Source organism: Nostoc paludosum FACHB-159, from assembly GCF_014698835.1.
Taxonomy (GTDB): domain Bacteria; phylum Cyanobacteriota; class Cyanobacteriia; order Cyanobacteriales; family Nostocaceae; genus Nostoc; species Nostoc paludosum.
Genome location: NZ_JACJTU010000005.1, coordinates 25,910 through 44,619 on the forward strand (window position 1 = coordinate 25,910; position 18,710 = coordinate 44,619).

At 39.0% G+C, this 18,710-nt stretch carries 16 protein-coding genes; 7 read left to right on the forward strand and 9 right to left on the reverse strand.

All coding sequences use genetic code 11. The features are described from left to right. Positions 1–63: 63 nt before the first annotated feature. From H6H03_RS06695 to H6H03_RS06710, 4 genes are all read left to right on the forward strand, one after another. Positions 64–1,629 (forward strand): lipopolysaccharide biosynthesis protein, encoded by a 1,566-nt coding sequence (locus tag H6H03_RS06695; RefSeq protein ID WP_190954371.1) that lies wholly within the window; start codon positions 64–66, stop codon positions 1,627–1,629. A 507-nt stretch (positions 1,630–2,136) separates the two neighbouring features. Then, on the forward strand, positions 2,137–3,885 hold the full coding sequence (locus H6H03_RS06700; protein ID WP_190954372.1) for an ABC1 kinase family protein: 1,749 nt from the start codon (positions 2,137–2,139) through the stop codon (positions 3,883–3,885). Positions 3,886–4,038: 153 nt separating this feature from the next. Continuing rightward, positions 4,039–4,407: a hypothetical protein gene (locus H6H03_RS06705; RefSeq protein WP_190954373.1), complete on the forward strand. Its 369-nt coding sequence runs from the start codon at positions 4,039–4,041 to the stop codon at positions 4,405–4,407. Positions 4,408–4,481: 74 nt separating this feature from the next. Further along, the gene (locus H6H03_RS06710; RefSeq protein WP_190954374.1) at positions 4,482–5,165 is read left to right on the forward strand and encodes a Uma2 family endonuclease; all 684 of its coding nucleotides are present in this window, start codon (positions 4,482–4,484) and stop codon (positions 5,163–5,165) included. A 362-nt stretch (positions 5,166–5,527) separates the two neighbouring features. Here H6H03_RS06710 and H6H03_RS06715 read toward each other — a convergent pair whose 3' ends face one another. From H6H03_RS06715 to H6H03_RS06750, 8 genes are all read right to left on the reverse strand, one after another. Beyond that, on the reverse strand, positions 5,528–6,556 hold the full coding sequence (locus H6H03_RS06715; RefSeq protein WP_190954375.1) for an Npun_R2821/Npun_R2822 family protein: 1,029 nt from the start codon (positions 6,554–6,556) through the stop codon (positions 5,528–5,530). A 16-nt stretch (positions 6,557–6,572) separates the two neighbouring features. Beyond that, positions 6,573–7,463, reverse strand: coding sequence for an Npun_R2821/Npun_R2822 family protein (locus H6H03_RS06720; protein ID WP_190954376.1), 891 nt, complete (start codon positions 7,461–7,463; stop codon positions 6,573–6,575). A gap of 3 nt (positions 7,464–7,466) precedes the next feature. Next, positions 7,467–8,447, reverse strand: coding sequence for an Npun_R2821/Npun_R2822 family protein (locus H6H03_RS06725; protein ID WP_190954377.1), 981 nt, complete (start codon positions 8,445–8,447; stop codon positions 7,467–7,469). A 3-nt stretch (positions 8,448–8,450) separates the two neighbouring features. Then, the gene (locus H6H03_RS06730; protein ID WP_190954378.1) at positions 8,451–9,410 is read right to left on the reverse strand and encodes a glycosyltransferase family 10 domain-containing protein; all 960 of its coding nucleotides are present in this window, start codon (positions 9,408–9,410) and stop codon (positions 8,451–8,453) included. Between the two features lie 217 nt (positions 9,411–9,627). After that, a complete protein-coding gene (locus H6H03_RS06735; RefSeq protein ID WP_190954379.1) occupies positions 9,628–10,839 on the reverse strand; it encodes a glycosyltransferase in 1,212 nt (403 codons plus the stop codon). A gap of 4 nt (positions 10,840–10,843) precedes the next feature. Then, positions 10,844–13,093: an ABC transporter ATP-binding protein gene (locus H6H03_RS06740; protein ID WP_190954380.1), complete on the reverse strand. Its 2,250-nt coding sequence runs from the start codon at positions 13,091–13,093 to the stop codon at positions 10,844–10,846. A gap of 22 nt (positions 13,094–13,115) precedes the next feature. Then, positions 13,116–14,279 (reverse strand): glycosyltransferase family 4 protein, encoded by a 1,164-nt coding sequence (locus H6H03_RS06745; RefSeq protein WP_190954381.1) that lies wholly within the window; start codon positions 14,277–14,279, stop codon positions 13,116–13,118. Positions 14,280–14,350: 71 nt separating this feature from the next. Then, complete coding sequence (locus H6H03_RS06750) at positions 14,351–15,193, reverse strand: hypothetical protein (RefSeq protein WP_190954382.1); 843 nt, start codon at positions 15,191–15,193, stop codon at positions 14,351–14,353. Between the two features lie 407 nt (positions 15,194–15,600). Here H6H03_RS06750 and gloB point away from each other — a divergent pair, with 407 nt between their 5' ends. Continuing rightward, positions 15,601–16,374, forward strand: coding sequence for a hydroxyacylglutathione hydrolase (gene gloB / locus H6H03_RS06755; RefSeq protein ID WP_190954383.1), 774 nt, complete (start codon positions 15,601–15,603; stop codon positions 16,372–16,374). Here gloB and H6H03_RS41175 read toward each other — a convergent pair whose 3' ends face one another. Further along, the gene (locus tag H6H03_RS41175; protein WP_277926139.1) at positions 16,375–16,500 is read right to left on the reverse strand and encodes a hypothetical protein; all 126 of its coding nucleotides are present in this window, start codon (positions 16,498–16,500) and stop codon (positions 16,375–16,377) included. It abuts the gene before it with no gap. A 207-nt stretch (positions 16,501–16,707) separates the two neighbouring features. On the opposite strand from H6H03_RS41175, the gene rplI reads away from it, so the two are divergent. After that, positions 16,708–17,166 (forward strand): 50S ribosomal protein L9, encoded by a 459-nt coding sequence (rplI, locus tag H6H03_RS06760; RefSeq protein WP_190954552.1) that lies wholly within the window; start codon positions 16,708–16,710, stop codon positions 17,164–17,166. A gap of 178 nt (positions 17,167–17,344) precedes the next feature. Then, entirely contained in the window at positions 17,345–18,688 is a 1,344-nt protein-coding gene (gene dnaB, locus H6H03_RS06765; protein WP_190954384.1) for a replicative DNA helicase, read from the forward strand. Positions 18,689–18,710: the final 22 nt, after the last annotated feature.

Sequence of the window (18,710 nt, forward strand, 5' to 3'; positions counted from 1 at the left end):
CAATCCAGACGCAAATTCTACAAATAAAGAAGCAATAAATACTTTCCCCATTCACAAATTATTATGTCAATTTCTCGACGAATTGCTTTTGCAGTGAGTGTTTCTTGGCTAAGTCGGGTATCGATAATTTGCTCAGGCTTAGTTTTGACTCCGACTCTTTTTCGATTTATGGGAAAAGAGGAATTAGGAGTATGGTATTTACTAGGTAATAGCCAATCTTTTTTATGGTTGTTGTCTTTAGGAATTACGCCAACTTTGACGCGGCATATAGCTTTGGCAAAGGGAAAAAGCGGCTTCGATCCAGAAGTAGAATTAACAGATGAGACTCAGCAACATATTGGAGATTTAGTAGTTACAGGTCGGTTAATTTTACAATGGTTAGCAGTAGCTGTTTTCTTTATAGCGTGGATTTTGGGTTACGGTTTAATCAGTAAAATTGAGTTACATGAAATTTCTCAAGAACAAGTACTTTGGGCTTGGACTTTGATGTGTGCTGGTTACGCGATCGCAGTTTGGTTATCTTACTTTGACTGCTTACTTGCAGGTATGGGATATGTAGGTTGGGATGGTCTAATTGCGGTTTTAACCTATTTTTTAATTATATTTAGCAACATGATTGCAGTCATGTTGGGAGGTGGATTATTAGCATTGGCAACAATTTCTGTAGTTGCTGGTTTAATGCAGCGGTTGATATTTCTCACAATTATTCGCTGGCGTTTTCCAAATTTATTGCTTTTTCAGGGCAATTGGAATATTCAATATGCTAAAGCACTATTTAAGCCTTCCTTATATTGGTGGTTAACTGATTTAGGAGCGTTTCTAATTTTACGCACTGATACTTATTTTATTGCTCTATTTAAGGGGTCTCAATATATTCCCAGTTATCAAGCTACCTATAATTTGATATCCAATATTTCTCAAGCTGCTACTGCTTTTGCAGGTTCTTCGGCAGTTTTTATTAGTCAAGCATGGCAAGCTGGAAATTTAGCAGATATTCACCGAATGACTTTACGGAATGCACGTATAGGATTGTCTATTGTGGCTGCGGGAGTTGCATTTTTGATTGTGGCAGGTGGAGATTTTATCAAATTGTGGTTGGGTAAGGGTAACTTTGTTGGCCTTGATGTCTTGTTAATTTTTTGTATTATCGTAACTCTAGAAACACAACATGTAATTTTAATCACAAGTTCGCGAGCCACAGAGGATGAAAAGTACGCTCCTTGGTCTTTAACTTCAGGTGTTCTGAACTTAATATTTACATGGGTTTTGATTAAACCGTTGGGGTTACTTGGGGTAGCAATGGCAACAATGTTCGCACAGATACTAACAAACAATTGGTATGGAGTCTATAGACCAATGGTGCGTTTGTATTTCAACTTTGGTGTTTATTTACGTCAGGTAGTTGGTTTATGGGCTACTGTCCTGGTATGCTGTTTGGGCCTGTCTTGGTTAGGGAAGAAAAGCCTGTTTCTGTTAGGAATAACTTCAGAATTGGCTGTAATTTTAAGTACCGCAGTAATTTGTGGCGTTGTTTTATCAACTTCACTGTGGATGAGTGTTTTAGAAAACCATCATCGTAAAAGTATTCTGGGAAAGCTAAAAGCTTGGCTGAAGGTGTCTGAGTTTTGAAATGACAGAAGCTGAGACTCTCAGGACTTTTGCAAAATCATGAAAAAACCTAGACGCAAAGCGGCAAGACAGAGGCTACTGCAAAGGACGCAAATGGCACAAAGAAATAAGAATTTCAGAGAGTTTTTGCGTAAACCTTAACTGTAATAAATAGTACTGTCGCCATCTGTACCTGATAGTAAATATAGTTACTAAGTCTTGGGATCGCTCTCGAATTTGTATATATAGGTAAGTATTTATATTTTTATAAACAATAGTTAAGAAAAGATAAAATCGTCTGAGAGATGGATAAGTAGTTGTAGTTTTATAAAGTATAATTAAGAAAAAGATAAACAAATCTAAGCAGTAACATAGGCTAAATTTGCCTCGAACAGTATCCGAAAAGGATGAAGTTCTGATTGTTTTAGATAAAAGACTATCCCTATCCTGTACATGCAGCTAAGTTGCAGGTCAGGAAAGAAGCCAACAAAAGTGTAAATTTCAACAGTTGAAGAGGCAAATAAAGCCGTGGGTCAGTATCAACCTGCTCAGCTAAAAGGCTACAATCCAGAAGCGATCGCTCGCTACTACCGTTACCGTCCCTGGCTAGCTTGGGGGCGATTGCTGAGAATTCTCTGGTCTTTTGCAGGATTTATACTAAGTATAAAGTTGGATGAATGGCGAGATCAAGTTGAGCAGAACAAGCTAAAACGAGCTATTGGGCTGCGAAAACTGCTCACAAGTCTGGGGCCGACATTTATTAAAGTTGGTCAAGCGCTTTCCACTAGACCAGACCTGATACGCAAAGATTTTTTAGAAGAACTGGTGAAGTTGCAAGACCAGTTACCACCATTCGATAATGCGATCGCTTACCAAATTATCGAAACCGAACTAAACCGTCCGATTCACGAAAGTTTTAGCGAACTCTCAGCAGCGCCTGTAGCTGCGGCTAGCTTAGGTCAAGTATATCGCGGTCGTTTGATTACTGGGGAAGAAGTCGCAGTCAAAGTGCAACGCCCCAACTTACGTCCGGTTCTCACACGCGACTTATATTTGATGCGCTGGGCCGCGGGTTGGCTGGCTCCTTGGTTACCTCTAAATCTCGGTCACGACCTGACTTTAATTGTGGACGAGTTTGGCACCAAGTTATTTGAAGAAATTGACTATATTAATGAAGGTCGCAACGCCGAAAAATTTGCCAGCAACTTCCACAACGATCCGCAAGTAAAAGTTCCCAGCATTTTCTGGCGTTACACCAATACCCACGTTATAACCCTGGAATGGATTAACGGCTTCAAGCTAACAGATACCCAGCGCATCCGGGAAGCAGGTTTAGACCCAGAAGCCATTATTCAAATCGGCGTTACCTCAGGTTTGCAGCAGTTGTTAGAACACGGCTTCTTTCATGCAGACCCCCATCCAGGTAACTTGTTTGCTATGCCCGATGGTCGCATGGCTTACATAGACTTTGGGATGATGGATCAGTTAGAAGAAACCACCAAAGAAACCCTAGTAGATGCACTAGTGCATTTGGTGAATAAAGACTACATCGATTTAGCCGAAGACTTTGTAAAATTGGGGTTTTTGACTCCAGACACAAATATTTGCCCAATCGTACCTGCATTAGAAGCGGTGTTGGGAAACGCCATCGGTAAAAACGTCAGCGATTTTAACTTCAAAACCATCACCGATGAATTTTCGGAACTGATGTATGAATATCCTTTCCGAGTTCCGGCGAAGTTCGCTTTGATTATTCGTTCTCTGGTGACTCAAGAAGGTATTGCCTTGAGCCTCAACCCGAATTTTAAAATCGTTGAGGTTGGCTATCCATACATAGCACGGCGATTGTTGACGGGAGAATCGCCAGCATTACGGCGACGACTATTGAACGTGCTATTTAAAGATGGTAAATTCCAGTGGCAGCGGTTAGAAAATTTAATTGAAATCGCTCGTACTGATGGTAATTTTGATGTCGTACCCACAGCCCAAATGGGATTTCAATATTTAATCTCGGAAGAAGGCAAATTTTTGCGGCGACAGTTGGTGCTTGCTCTCACCGAAGATGACCGCCTGCACACCGAAGAAGTCCAACGCCTGTGGAACCTGGTTAAAGACGACTTAAAACCGAATCGTTTATTCAATGTAGCGATCGGTATCTTAACAGAATTATCCAGAGAAGGTGCAGCTGCGATTTTACCAAAAGCTACATTCCTTGGGTCTTTTGTTGGAAACCAGTCAGTTCAGAATTCAGGAGTCAGAATTCAGAATTCAGAATGAACTCTATATTATCACTCGCGGATGTAGCTTAATTATCCGTAACAGAATAACTGAGTTTGAGTCCCCTCATTAATTGATTCTGATTCCTGAATTCTGTTAGCCTAGCGGGGCGTAGCCCATTCTGAATTCTTATTTTTATAACCAGGAGTTTCCATGTACTATTTCCCCTTGCAACCACCTTATTTTCTGTTACTTGTAGGCTTTCTCACAGCCTTAACATCTGGGATCGCATTATCTGGAACTTTGAAAGTAATTGTGCAGAAATGGCCAAGCGACCGCACAGAAAATGCTAAGCCAAGTTCCTCATTAAAACAATTATTTGTGCCATTTCTCGGCATAACTGCTGGTGTTTGTTTATTTATGTCTTCAGGCTTAGAAATATTTGGTTTTCCCTCTTTGCTAGCTTTAGGAGTTGGTTTACCAATTAGTCTGCTGACTTGTTTATTAGTATGGTTGCAGTTGGGAAGTATGCTCACCTTTGCCCAAACTAAAGGAATGCAATCTTTAGATTTAGATACTTAGGGATGATTTAGAAGGCTGAAATACAAATTCATTTGTATTACCATGTCAGTAATTAGCCATCATCCTAGAAAATTATGACATTTACTGACACAAGTGCCCAAGTGTCAACAATTCCGCCTTTAGAAAATGGTGACAAGCTGACTCGTGCTGAATTTGAGCGACGCTATGAAGCAATGCCTAACGTCAAAAAGGCGGAATTGATTGAAGGAATTGTTTATATGGCATCTCCTGTACGAGCGAATAAACACGGCAAACCCCACAGTCACATTATGACTTGGTTAGGCACTTACGAAGCCGCTACACCAGGGTTAGAAACACTCGATAACACAACTGTGCGGCTCGATGCTGATAATGAACCACAGCCAGATGCAATATTGAGAATACAACAAGGAGGGCGATCGACAATTAGCAAAGATGATTATGTCGAAGGAGCGCCAGAATTAATAGTAGAAATTGCGGCTTCTAGTGCTTCCTATGATTTACATCAAAAACTAAAAGTTTATCGTCGCAATGAAGTTCAAGAATATTTAGTATGGCGAGTTTATGACCGTCAATTTGATTGGTTTAAGTTACAAGAAGGTGAGTATATCCAACTTGAACCAAATACAGATGAGATATTTTGCTCCCAAGTTTTTCCAGGTTTATGGTTAGATAAATCAGCATTATTATCACTAGATTTAGTTAAAGTTTTAGCCGTTTTGCAGCAGGGATTATCTACACCAGAGCATAAAAGTTTTGTGGAAAAATTATCTGTTTAGCAAATATTTTCATAAACTATGACTCAAGAAGATAAAGATTTCTGTTTTTGTACCTTATACCGTTTCTTTATGAGGCTGCGCTAAATTTCTTTAGCTGTTTCTTTGTGTACTTTGCGTCCTTTGTGGTTCGTTATATAATTCGGCGCATCTTCATACAGAATTGGTATTAGCCTTGGGTGAGAGATATCGCTCTCATGCTTTCCTATTAGCTAAAGATATTGAAAACCATTCACCTTTGAGCAATTTTGATTTTTATTATAGATAAAAGTGGGGATGGGCGAGTGTGGGAAGATTACAAAAAAGCTTTCCACTCTTCCCGCACTCCCATTACCTAATACCCAATCCCTAATCCCCAGTCACTCTTACTTAGTAATTCTATCTTTGAAATTGCGATAATTTAACTTAAAATTGTTGATTTTTTGCTGAATAAAACTGGTGGTAGATTTTTGCAGAAGCGTTAATTGGCTGGGGCGAGTAAAGGTTTGAGGGCGTTTTTCAGGTGATTTTAAATAGCGATAGTGTAAGAAAACATCGCGGTAAGGAATATCAACATCTTCACCTGCACAAAGTCGCGTAAAATCTGACGAAGATACACTCATATAGTGGAGATATGTTATGGGTGTTTCTTGGGCGTAAAGAATATTATCTACAACATTAAATTTAGAAGCCCAATGACAACCCGTAGCGCCTTCATAATTGGCGTAGTTGTAGTAAGAAATTCCACTTTTTAAAACTAAATAATTAAGAACTGTTTGATCGGAATCTGCCCATGCGAGAGCATCAGCTTCACCAGCTTCTAAACTTTCTAATAGATTTGCTAAAGTAGCGTCATCAAAAATCTTCTTTTTAGAAGCAAACCAACCAGAACAAAAAATGCGATCGCTAATATTTTCTTGGTGAAAAATTTGTTGGAGTTTATCTTCTGTCCAATCAAAAATATACTTCAACTCTGATTTATATTGAAAATCATTCGTAATCCAATCATATCGATCTAACTTTTCATAAACATCATCTAATGGTTTCATCAACAAGGTATCTCCATCAAAGAAGATAAACTTGTTAAATGGCCCATCTAGACAACAAAGTTTTCTATGTCTTTCTATACGAAAATTCTCAGCTAAGCCATATTCTCTCCAGAGTTTTAATGCTCTGGGATGAGCTTTCCAGATACGAGTACCAATTTCTTCCCAGCGAGCTATTGAAGCATAATCTTCAAATAAAGTGACATTATCTCTAGTTGCTATTTCTGCCTTTACTTTGTCTAGCCGCTCATTATATGGAATTACACAAACAGGAATTTTTCTACCTGCATTCGCTTCTATACTATTGAGCAAAGCTACTAGTTGGTCGTATACTACATCATTTGCTAATGTATAAATACCATCAATCATTGGGGTACTCCTAATATTAAGTGCGAGTAGCGACAAAGGGAAATAAACGGCGAGTTAATTTTGGAATAAAGGCAAATTTACCTTCGTGAAGATAGCGATAGTGTTCCCACAATTCCCAATAAGGACTACCAGCTTTAATCCGTGTCCCAGCCCAATGCAGATATTTTAGTCGTTGTCCCCGGTCATATAGCGCGTAATCTTGCTGTTGGAAATTTCGCGAACCTGCCCAACTACCAGCCCCACCTCCAGGAATTTTGACGAGATTTCCACGTTTGGCAATCAGCTTGAGAACTAAATAATTTAAAATTGGTTGGTCTGTCACTCCTTCGGAAAAATCAAAATATTCCCGATGGGCTGCACATTCGCGCAAAGTTTCATCCATTTGTTCTTCGGTGATTGTTCCTTTTTTAGAAGCCCAAAAACCGCTATTGAAAACATCTTCTAGTTGGGTATCTGAAAAGATTTGCTGTTCTTTTACCAATGGCGAAAAAATATTTCGTAGCTTGTCATTGGCGTGATGATAATCACAACAGAAAAAATCGACTTCTGCAAGTTTGTCTAAATTGTCAGCAATTTTTTCAAAAACGACAATATCAGTATCAATATAAATAAACTCATCTAAAGGGCCAAACCAGGCCACCAATTTACGCATTTTATTTGGTAAGGCGAGAAAATCGCGATCAAAAATTTCGCCGATGCGTTGAGTAAATTTATCAATTAAATCTAAATCTGGGAAAATTTGTACATTGTGTAAGGTAGCAAGTTGCTCTGCTACCTTGTGATAATTTTCATTAAAAGGTATGAGATAAACTGTTACTTCTGGGTCGTAGTAACGGATACTATTGAGTAAGGCGATCGCATTATCGATTACCCGGTCGTTAGCAACAATATAAATTCCCCTGCTCATAAATTATCCTTGCTTGATTAACTTAAGTTTTCGCAAAGCTCTTGTGAATAAATTTGGTGTAGGAGCGTCATTATAATTCTTCGGAGGAGTTGTAAATACTGGACGCTTTTCCGGTTGGTGTAAATAACGATAATGGAGAAATAAATCTCGATAGGCAAAGTCAATATTTTCTCCAGCACAGACCGCTTGGGTGAGATTAGGAGGAATACCAATATAATGAATGTAAGTTAGCCGATTGCCTTTGTCATATAAAATATGTTCGCGTTCTTCAAAGTGTTTTGATGTTGCAGAACATCCGGTTTTTAGATTATCTGGTAATTCGCGAGCAAAGTTATAAGTAGAAAGTTTAGACCTCATTACCATGTAATTAATCAGTGGCTGTTCGCCAGCACCTTCATATAAAATTTCTGCTTCCCCGTTTTGTAAATTAGATATCAGCCAATTCCTTTGTTCTGAATCAAATATTCCCCGTTTTGAACCATAAAATCCCGAACAAAATATTTCTGAATCAATACGCTTTTGTTCAAAAACTTCTAGCAATTTGGGAGACTTAACATTATAGATTTTACTAACGTCTTTGAATTGGAAATCATAGACCACAAAATCATGAGTATCTAGCTTTTCAAACACCGAATCAAGTGAATCCATCACCAAGGTGTCTGCATCTAAATAAATAAATTTATCGAAAGGGCCATCAAAGGCACAAAAACGACGATGAGCGCCATAAAGACGGAATTTACTGCGATTCAATCGTTCTGGTGCTGCTGAAAGCATAAATTGATCCCAGCGATCGATTGATTCTTGGTTATCGTAGATAAATACATTGGGACGATTAGCTATTTCCTCGGCAATTCGCTGTGTGCGATCGTCAAAAGGATATATACAAACTGGAGTTTCTTTACCCAAAATTACATCAATACTGTTGAGTAAAGCTACCAGTTGGTCGAAAACATAATCATTGGCTAGGGTACAAATACCATTCATAATTTATGAGTGTTGAACAACAAAATCTGACAACCAGTTAAGTAGATTTAGTTTGTGTAAGATGATTTGACGTGCTTCAGCGATCGCATCTTTAGCCTGATACCAAAAATCAGGTGTTGCTGTCACTTCTTGGATGTAAGCAATGCCTTTTTCATCTAAACTAGGCAATCTTAAAAAACTACCCGGTGGCAATAATTTATCAGCAGCCGGGCCGCCAAAATAAATTGGCAAACACCAAGCAAGCAAACTATCCCAAAGTTTTTCACTTACATACCAATTATTATCAGCATAGTTTTCAATTGCTAAATTGTAATAATATGGCGCCATGCCATACCATTTATTACCTAATTCTCCCGACTTTTTCGACCATTCTGGTAAATTGCGCCCATACAAATCAAACTTAATCCCACTAGATTGTAGGGATTGCAAAAAGTCTAAACGTTGGCGATGGTTGGCTGTGCGGTTAATTCCCGAAGTAATCCAACTACATGGCGCAACTTTTTGGGGAGGTGGCATTTCATTTAAATCTTGAAATGTATTTGAGTGATACCAAATAGCGGGCATATAATCGGGAGTAGGGGCAAAATCATCAGGGCCAGAAATGTAGCCACAATATTTTTCGGCTTCTTGATAATTCCGTTTAGTTATTTCTACAACTTCATCTAAAGGCGGTTCTCTTAGTAAATAAATAATCCGTTCTTTGGGAACACCACGCAGTAGAGAATCAACATCGAAAACTGATTTTTGCTGGCGTTTGCGTAAGCTATCTAACCAAGATTGTTGCGGTGCTGGTTGGGGAAAATCAAATTGATACATTAGCAGAAAATCAGGTTTTGCTGCTCTTGGCTGCATTTGTATGTTGCCCCAAGTTCCAAATTCATGCGGGGTTTGTTGCCAAAGCCAATCGGCTCTAGTTTCTAACCCTCGATAGCTGCTAATCATTCCTACTGTTTTCATGGTCATTTTAGTTATTTGCCATTTGTCATTTATACATATTCAGAAATTAATTCTGTATTATCGACATCCTTGTAGAGACGTAGCATTGCTACGTCTCTACATTTGGCGGTTGATACGTCTCTATATTTGGTGGTTGCATAAATTCTGAATGATTTTATAGATTTTCGTTTGTTTGTGTGAAATTTTTATATTCAGTAACACCATTGTTTTTACCTGAATGCCTTTATTCAATAATTGAAGGAAGTAGAGATTTATCGACGTAACTCAGAATTTTCTCCGCTCTCTTTTCCCAAGAAAATTGCTTGACAAATTCGATGCTATCTGGATATCCTTCTATTTTTCGCGGATGAGTTTCTAAGACTCGCTTCAAACTTTCGGCGAATTTGTTGGGGTTATCTGGTTCACACCAAGCAGCTATAGCTTGGGTATTTTGAAACTCAGTTAATGATGGAATTTCTGTGGCCACGATGGGAGTTCCAGAGGCGAAGTAGTCAAACAATTTTAACGGAGATGTGAAAGTTGCGGCTTTTCCTGAACAATGGGGATGAGCTAAAACATCAGATGCTTGTAGCAAAGATGCTAATTCATTGTGCAAGATATAGCCCAAAAATTTAACGTTGTGAATCTGTTTTTCTTGAATTAATTGCTGATAATGTTCTACTTCTGTTGGCTTACCACCTGCACAGACAAATTGCACATTTGGCATTTCTTGAGCTACATCAATTAGCACATCAATACCTTTAAATTGCTGTATAGCTCCTGCATAAACTACCAATTTTTGACTTTCATCTTGCAAAAGTTTTTGACGCCATTCTGCTGCTTTTTCTGGTTGTCTTTCCATAAACAAGCGATTAAAACCGTTATGCAGCCTAATCACTTTTTCTGGTGGCATACCATTTTTAATCATGGTTTCGCGGATAGTTTCGACAACTGTGACGGCAATTTGTAACAGCGGATTGTTGACTATTTCTGGGTCAAATGGTTTTTCTTCGTGATGGTGATGTTCGTAAATGGCGGGAACGCCATTTTTAATGGCAGCTTTGACAAAATTCCAGTTGCGGCTGTGGACAAGTTTGGTAGTTGGAAGTATATGAAACGGTAAATAATATTTGCAGGCAATGGTGTTAGAATCTGTGAATTTGCTGGGAAAATGGTCAATTGGCCAAGGCATCGGTAAGGGCGCAACTTTTAATTTGTCATGGAGGTTGTAATACTTAATAAGTTCTGTTGGTGTTTTTTTAGGTTGAAAAGGACGCGCCAGATTAATTAGGTTTTTGGAATTTATTTTTTTGTCGAAGTATACCAGAACTGTGGAGTAACCCAAGTTAGCAGCAGCATTAGCAGCGTTTGTAGATTGCACTAAATGAGCCTCTGGCTGGGGCAATTCATCACCAATGAAGTAAATATAATGTTTTTTGTTATTAGTGTTTTTCATAATTTTAGGCGTTAATACTATCCTCAAATTTTTCTAAGTTGTTGATTAGATATATGGCAGATTCATAAGTTTCAGAAAGAAATTGAATTTGTTCTTCGAGGCTGTAAATCAAATTATCAGATAGAGAGCGGAGAGAGCTAAGAATAAGATTTAGAGAAGTCCGAAATTCAGCCGAAATTTGATTAAAATTTTGATAATGGCTACTGATAACATTCTGATTTTGGTCAGAAATTGAAAGAATTTGTCCCCTGATTTGCGAGTTAATAACATCATCAAAAATATCAATTGTATTGAGAATTCTCCAAGCGGATTTGTAAGAGTCTTCAATTAATTCTTGCCGTTCTTGGGCATCATCTACTAAATCATCAAGTAATAAACGCAAAAATCCAATCATCGAGTTTAATTGTGTCCGAATTTCGTGAGAGATGCGGAGCAAGCTTTGATTTTGTTTGGTCACAGTTTCAGGACGTTCGGCAAATTGCATTGAATAGAGGCGTGAGTAATAACCACCTTTTTGTAAAAGTTGTTCATGGGTTCCCACTTCTACTACTCGTCCTTGATCTAATACGGCAATTTGATCGGCTTTTTGGACTGTGGAAAGGCGGTGAGCAATTACTAATGTGGTACGATCGCGGCTGAGTTCATCGAGTGCTGCTTGGACTAAACGTTCGGAAACCGTGTCTAAAGCGCTGGTGGCTTCATCTAAAATCAAAATTTCGGGATTTTGGACTAATGCACGGGCGATGGCTAATCTTTGCCTTTGTCCGCCAGATAACATCACGCCGCGATCGCCAATTAAGGTGTCAAATCCCTGGGGCAATTTGCTAATAAATTCATAAGCATTCGCTCGCTTGGTGGCTGTAATAATTTCATCATCACTAGCCTCAGGACATCCATAAGCGATGTTATTCTTTACGGAATCATTAAAAAGAAACGTATCTTGACTGACAATTCCCATCCGCCTACGCAGGGATACCACATCAAATTGCCGTAAATCGATGCCGTCAATAGTAATAGCACCAGCGATGGGATCGTAAAATCTTGGCAAAAGATCTGCGATCGTCGATTTTCCAGCACCAGAACCGCCTACCAATGCTAAAGTCGTGCCACGCGGTAAATATAAATTTACATCTTTGAGAACTAACTTTTCATGACCGGGGTAAGCAAAGCACAAAGAATTAAAAGATACTCCCTCTTGTAATTTTGTGTAGGTAAGCTTACCGTTGCCCATGAATGGCTTATCATCCAAACTTAAAAATTCATTTGCTACATCCACGCTAGCGGCGGTACTAGCAAAGTTACTGCGAATAGTATTTAACTGAGAAAGTAATGGCAAAACTCGCAGCAACACTAATAAATATGTCAAAAGTACGGTAGAAAGCGAAGAAACTTCATTAGCAAAAAAAGTTTTACTCAAAATTACAATCATCAGCAAAGCTGTAATCCCCATCACTTCACCTATGGGTGTGATTGCTTCGGAATTAACCTGAGATTGGAAATCTGCTTTTTCGCGATCGCGGATTAATTTTTTTATCCGTTGAAATTCTTTTTCTTCATTTCCTGTGGCTTTAACTAACCGAATTCCGTTCAATGTCTCCAGCACAGAAATTGAATATGCTTTTGACATTTCACTGAGCATTTTCCCGAAAATTTTAGAACGGGAAATAGTATACTGATTAACTAACGTCACTAATGACAACAACAGCGTAGCTGCAATAGTCAATTGCCAAGAAATTGACAGCAATAAACCAACAAAAACTAAAATAGTGATTCCCAAAATCACTATTTTGACTGTACTACCTACAGCACTGGCAGCACGTCCAATTTCTCCACCCAGGCGGTTAATTAAATCACCAACCTTAGTTTTGGCATAATAATCTATATCAATTTCTAGTAATAGTTTTAATCCTGCTTCTCGCATATCGGCTGTCAGCTTACGAGTGAGAGAACTCGATGCCAAAGCACTAGCATAAGTAGCTAAATTTTTTAAAATAATTGTGAATATAATTGCCCCAGCCATTATCCCTATCCGATAATTTTCTGGAGCATTATCAAAGGGAGATATCATCTTGCTGAGGATGGGAGGCGCACTAGTTAAATCTACTTCTTGTCCGACAATTTTTAAAACCACCGGCACAATTAAAGCTGTGCTAATACCATTAAATAAAGCTCCAGAAAATCCTAACAATATTGTCAGCAGAATCAAACCTGGATAGGGTTTTGCGAATCTTAGTAGTAGTTTTCTGGTAGACATGGGGTATTTTAATTAATATGATTCACAACTGGGCAATTACTGTTTTGAGTGTAGAAGCCATCGCTTCTATGCTATAGTGTTCCACACATCTTTGTCTTGCCTTAATACCTTGCTGGTTTGCTGATTCTAAATTGTTAAAAATAAATTGAATTTTTTCAGCAAGTTGTTCGGGACAAGCAGGCTCAACTAAATAACCAGTATCAGCTACAATTTCTGGAATATCTCCAACACGGGTTGATAATACAGGTTTAGCCATTGCCATTCCATCTGTCAACTTCAAAGGAAATTGAGCGCGAGTTTCTGGAGTATCTCGTTGGGGAACAACTACAATATGAGCAGCTGCTACTAAATCAGGCATAACATCAGCTGGATATTTTGGTAATTTGATAATCCAACGTCCCCATTGTTGTTGAAGTTGGCGATCGTAATCATCATAAGGACTACCACCTACAATCACCAATCTCAAGTCTGGCTGATTAATTTTATCAAGGGCTGTGAGAATATCTTCTAACCCTTTATAAGGTCTTGGCGCACCAGGAAACATTAAAATTCGATATTCAGATAAACCATAACGGCTTCTACTTGATTCAGCATCATATTGAGCCGGATCGAATAAAGAAGTATCTTTCCCATTGGGAACAAATGCACCGCCAAATCGCTGCTGCAAAAATTTAGTATGCACTGTCACAGCATCAGCTTGATTTATCAAACCTTCCATCCATTTCACATACAAAGGATGATGAGGATTTCTCAGTGCACCGTCTGGTTTTAATAAGTCTCTCAGTAATTGTTTGGGTTCAGGATGATAATGCCAATTATCGCCACCGTGCCAACTCATCTCCCAATCATCTATATCTAGAATTAAGGGTTTTTTGCTGAATATTTTCTTGATTATGGCAACTCCAAAACTCGCTACTTGTGGTTTGATAGCATAAATTATATCTCCATTAATTTTGGGCAAAAATTCGTGGAGTTGTCCAAAAAAATCTGGAAAATTTTTACCTGGAAAATTGTAAACTTTTAAATCTGGAGGTAAATTTCGATATAAATTATTTCCAAATAAAAACCCCATAATTTCAACTTCATATCCTAAATTTATTAGGGCTGTTGCTATCAAGTATGCACGTAAAATAGCTGCACTTGATAAGTCTGAAACCAACAGGGATATCTTTGAAAATTTTTTCACTATTTTTCTAATAATTTTTATAAAGAAGAATTCAGAACTTAGTAGTCAGAATTCTGTATTCTGACTCCTTTTTATTTAGTGCGCCAAGGATTTGTAACTTGATTAGGTAAAAATACTTTAGCCAATCTATCAAAAATCCTTGTGTATAAGGAACGGGTAATATTTTTAGCGTACTGGGGTCGATAAGGATAGGTACAATGAAGGACTTTAATTTCATCCTCAACATTATAAGCATCCTGCCATTTACTGAGATAATTATAGGTAGGCGGTAGTATTTTCATGTGAGGGCGGACAGATGCGATCGCCGAAGCAAAAGCCCCTTGATCTTTTAAAAGCAATTTATCTTGGTTATTTTTGACAATTTCAAAATAATATTGAAATTTATCAAAAAATACCTTGTTGATTTCTGCTTTCCGAAAAGCTATAAACCCACCATTGTATTGCACACTATCTGCTTGCAAGGGTAAGCCTACAGATTGCAGAATTGGCAAGACATGGGGCAAAAGTTCTTCTTGTTTTCCACGCAATAAATTTGTGGCTTTAGCAATGGAAGGTTGCACATCTTCAGTTAACAAAAAATCATATTCATCCATATACTCAAATACGTCGTTGATATCGGAAAGCAAACAAATATCTGAGTCTAGATAAATAGTTCTATCAAATTCGGATGCATCATAGAGAGCCAGCTTTGCTTGTCTTGATGCTAAAACAGTATTTTCATTCGTAGGAACTGGCTTTAAAATTACATTTTTGAAAGCCTTGAGCAACGGATAGAGAACTGGTGGAACTCGGTCAATTAAAATAATTATTGGTTCCTGATGAAACTTTCTAACCGCAGCTAAGAAATGAATACAATCTTGAAAAGGGTAAAGCCCAGTTAAAATTGTAATAAATCCTCTAGTTTCTGTTGGCATAATTTCAATAAATAATGATTATTACTTGTTATTCACTCTTGGGATACTATGTCAGGAAAATTTACTCTAAGTTTGGTTATAGGTAAATACAACAGAATACAGATTGGGAAAATATAAACTTGAGAATTTATTAATTTTAACGACCAAAAATAATCAATTAAATCTAGCTTTGTATTTGTAGATTTTCCCAGAGGAATTTTACTGATAAATTCATCTGAAGTTAGCTTTATTTAAGTATAATTACCGTAAAAGCACGGTTATATATTATCATAGTTAAAATTGCAGTGGAGCTAGAATGAATCAAGTATAAATACTCGATCTAGCTTGTGGAGGTAGCATTATTACTGAGTAAAATGTAGGATTGCTACTCAATACTAAACATTTATGTTGTAAGGGAGACAGAGGTAATGCAGGTAATCCGTCTGGAAGCACTCTCAGACAACTATATATTTTTGTTGCACGATCGCCAACAAAACATCGCCGCTGTTGTCGATCCAGCGGAGGCTCAACCAGTATTAAAGAAACTGGCAGAACTAAAAGCTGAGTTGGTAGCAATTTTCAATACACACCACCATAACGATCACGTCGGTGGTAACAAGCTGTTAATAGAACAATTCCCGCAGCTAATAGTTTATGGGGGTGCCGAAGATCGTGGTAGAATCCCCGGACAGCAGGTGTTTTTGCAAGAAGGCGATCGCGTGCAGTTTGCAGACCGCATAGCTGAGGTTATCTTCGTTCCCGGACATACCCGCGCTCACATCGTTTACTACTTTCCCCCGGAAAAATCTGGTGAGACAGGCGAATTATTTTGTGGCGATACCTTATTTTCTGGAGGTTGCGGTCGCTTGTTTGAAGGAACGCCAACACAAATGGTAGATTCTTTAACCAAAATTCGCTCATTACCCGATAATACACGCGTGTGGTGCGCCCACGAATATACCTTAAAAAATCTGAAATTTGCTTTAAGTCTGGATGGTGACAACACCGACTTACAAAAGTACTTCGAGCAAGTCCAGGTTCATCGGAATCGAGGAGAAGCCACCATACCCTCACTCCTGGGAGTCGAGAAGCGCACCAATCCCTTTTTACGTTGGGATAACCCATCATTACAATTAGCTGTTAACAGGAACGATGCAGTCCAAACCTTTGCACGTATCCGGGAAATGAGAAATAACTTTTAGTTATTGGGCATTGGGAATTGGGCATTGGGCACTTGTACTGAACGTACCCCTACGGGGAAGCAAGCTACGCGTAGCGTCTCGTAGAGAAGCCGAAGTATTGGGAATTGGGCATTGGGCATTGGGCATTGGTTATTCTCCACGTCCCCGCGTCCCCGCGTCTTCCAATCTCCCCAGTCCCCATGCCCCAAGCACTTCAACTTTCTAGCGCGAATAGTTGCGATCGCCCCCTGCGTTTCGCTAGGATCTGTAAGCTTTAGGGTATTGGCAAAGCCGCTCTTAATACAGCACGGCGAAACCCAAATTAATCATATCTTACAGGAAAAACGAAAAACGATGGCGAAACGCGTGCAGTTAGTTTTAAATCAGGATATCAGTAAGCTTGGAAAATCTGGCGACTTAGTGGAAGTAGCTCCTGGCTACGCTCGTAATTATCTGATTCCTCAGAAATTGGCTATCCATGCCACTCCTGGTATTCTCAAGCAAGTAGAACGCCGTCGCGAACAAGAACGTCAACGGCAATTAGAACTCAAGCAACAAGCTGATGAACAAAAAGCAGCTATAGAAAAAGTTGGTAGCTTAACAATTCCCAAGCAAGTTGGTGAAAACGAAGCTATTTTCGGTACAATTACTGCCCAAGATGTTGCAGATGCAATTAAAGCAGCCACCGGTCAAGAAGTAGATCGTCGCGGCATTACCATTCCCGATATTAATCACCTTGGTACTTATCAAGCTGAAATCAAGCTGTTTTCGGAAGTAACAGCGCAAATTGATATTCAAGTCGTGGCTAGCTAGGTTAGACAGGGGGCAGAGGGGCAGAGCAGAGAGGGGGAAGCGTGGGGAGAGAGGGAAGTGTGGGGAGTGTGGGGAGAAATGATTCTTCCCTATCCTCCCACACTTCCTACACCTCCTGCTTGCCCCATGCCCAACGCCCCACTCCCAACTAGCTTTCATCTCAAACTAAAATCGTTTTATGGCTGAAGAACTGAGTTTTCAAGGGATAGGTAGCGAGCGCTTACCACCCCAAAATATTGAGGCGGAAGAAGCGATTTTGGGTGGTATTTTGCTAGATCCAGAAGCAATTAGTCGAGTGAGCGATCGCCTCGTTGCTGAGGCTTTTTATATTAGCGCTCACAAAGATATTTATCAAGCAGCAGTCAGGCTCCATGCACAAGGCAAACCTACAGATTTGCTGTCAGTTACAAGTTGGCTAACTGACCATGATTTACTAGCACGAATTGGTGGCAGAAATAAATTAGCAACTTTGGTAGACCGCACAGTTTCCGCTGTAAATATTGACGCCTTAGCAGGGTTAGTGATGGAAAAATACCTGCGGCGACAATTAATTAAAGCTGGCAATGAAATTGTGCATCTCGGTTACGAAACAGAAACAGATTTACCAATAGTTTTAGACCAAGCAGAACAGAAAGTTTTTAGTGTTACTCAAGAGCGTCCCCAATCAGGTTTAGTTCATATTGCTGATACTCTAATTAATAATTTCCAGGATATTGAAGATAGAAATCAAGGCATCGCCTTACCTGGAATTCCCTGCGGATTTTATGATTTAGATGCCCTTACCAGTGGCTTTCAACGTTCTGATTTGATTATTGTTGCTGCTAGGCCTGCAATGGGAAAAACGGCCTTTTGCCTCAACCTTGCTCATAATATCGCCGCTTCTTATAAGTTACCAGTTGCTGTTTTTAGTTTGGAAATGTCTAAAGAACAGTTGACACAACGTTTATTAGCTAGCGAGGCACAAATTGAAAGTGGTTATCTGAGGAGTGGACGCCTTAGCCAAACACAATGGGAACCTTTAAGCCGTGCAATTGGTATCCTTTCAGAGATACCAATTTATATTGACGATACGCCGAATATTACAGTTACACAAATTCGTAGTCAAGCAAGGCGACTGCAAGCAGAACAGGGGACTGAATTAGGATTAGTTGTAATAGATTACTTACAATTAATGGAAGGAGCAGGTGATAATCGCGTACAAGAATTGTCAAAAATTACGCGTCAACTCAAAGGTTTAGCGCGTGAATTATCTGTACCAGTTATTGCTTTATCTCAGTTGAGTCGGGGTGTGGAATCACGTACTAATAAACGCCCAATGTTGTCAGATTTACGCGAAAGTGGAAGTATTGAACAGGACGCGGATTTAGTAATTATGTTATACCGCGATGAATATTATTCTCCAGATACTCCCGATCGCGGCATTGCAGAAGTGATAATAGCTAAACACCGCAACGGGCCTACAGGTACTGTAAAACTTTTATTCAATCCACAATTTACCAAGTTTCAAAATCTTAAAATTTGAACTGGGCATTGGGCATTGGAAT

What these genes read in the sequence shown, in the direction of transcription:
- H6H03_RS06695 (WP_190954371.1), top strand. Translation starts at nt 64, where the DNA reads ATGTCAATTTCTCGACGAATTGCTTTTGCAGTGAGTGTTTCTTGGCTA.
- H6H03_RS06705 (WP_190954373.1), top strand. Translation starts at nt 4,039, where the DNA reads ATGTACTATTTCCCCTTGCAACCACCTTATTTTCTGTTACTTGTAGGC.
- H6H03_RS06710 (WP_190954374.1), top strand. Translation starts at nt 4,482, where the DNA reads ATGACATTTACTGACACAAGTGCCCAAGTGTCAACAATTCCGCCTTTA.
- H6H03_RS06715 (WP_190954375.1), bottom strand. Translation starts at nt 6,556, where the DNA reads ATGATTGATGGTATTTATACATTAGCAAATGATGTAGTATACGACCAA.
- H6H03_RS06720 (WP_190954376.1), bottom strand. Translation starts at nt 7,463, where the DNA reads ATGAGCAGGGGAATTTATATTGTTGCTAACGACCGGGTAATCGATAAT.
- H6H03_RS06725 (WP_190954377.1), bottom strand. Translation starts at nt 8,447, where the DNA reads ATGAATGGTATTTGTACCCTAGCCAATGATTATGTTTTCGACCAACTG.
- H6H03_RS06730 (WP_190954378.1), bottom strand. Translation starts at nt 9,410, where the DNA reads ATGACCATGAAAACAGTAGGAATGATTAGCAGCTATCGAGGGTTAGAA.
- H6H03_RS06735 (WP_190954379.1), bottom strand. Translation starts at nt 10,839, where the DNA reads ATGAAAAACACTAATAACAAAAAACATTATATTTACTTCATTGGTGAT.
- H6H03_RS06740 (WP_190954380.1), bottom strand. Translation starts at nt 13,093, where the DNA reads ATGTCTACCAGAAAACTACTACTAAGATTCGCAAAACCCTATCCAGGT.
- H6H03_RS06750 (WP_190954382.1), bottom strand. Translation starts at nt 15,193, where the DNA reads ATGCCAACAGAAACTAGAGGATTTATTACAATTTTAACTGGGCTTTAC.
- gloB (WP_190954383.1), top strand. Translation starts at nt 15,601, where the DNA reads ATGCAGGTAATCCGTCTGGAAGCACTCTCAGACAACTATATATTTTTG.
- H6H03_RS41175 (WP_277926139.1), bottom strand. Translation starts at nt 16,500, where the DNA reads ATGCCCAATGCCCAATGCCCAATTCCCAATACTTCGGCTTCTCTACGA.
- rplI (WP_190954552.1), top strand. Translation starts at nt 16,708, where the DNA reads ATGGCGAAACGCGTGCAGTTAGTTTTAAATCAGGATATCAGTAAGCTT.
- dnaB (WP_190954384.1), top strand. Translation starts at nt 17,345, where the DNA reads ATGGCTGAAGAACTGAGTTTTCAAGGGATAGGTAGCGAGCGCTTACCA.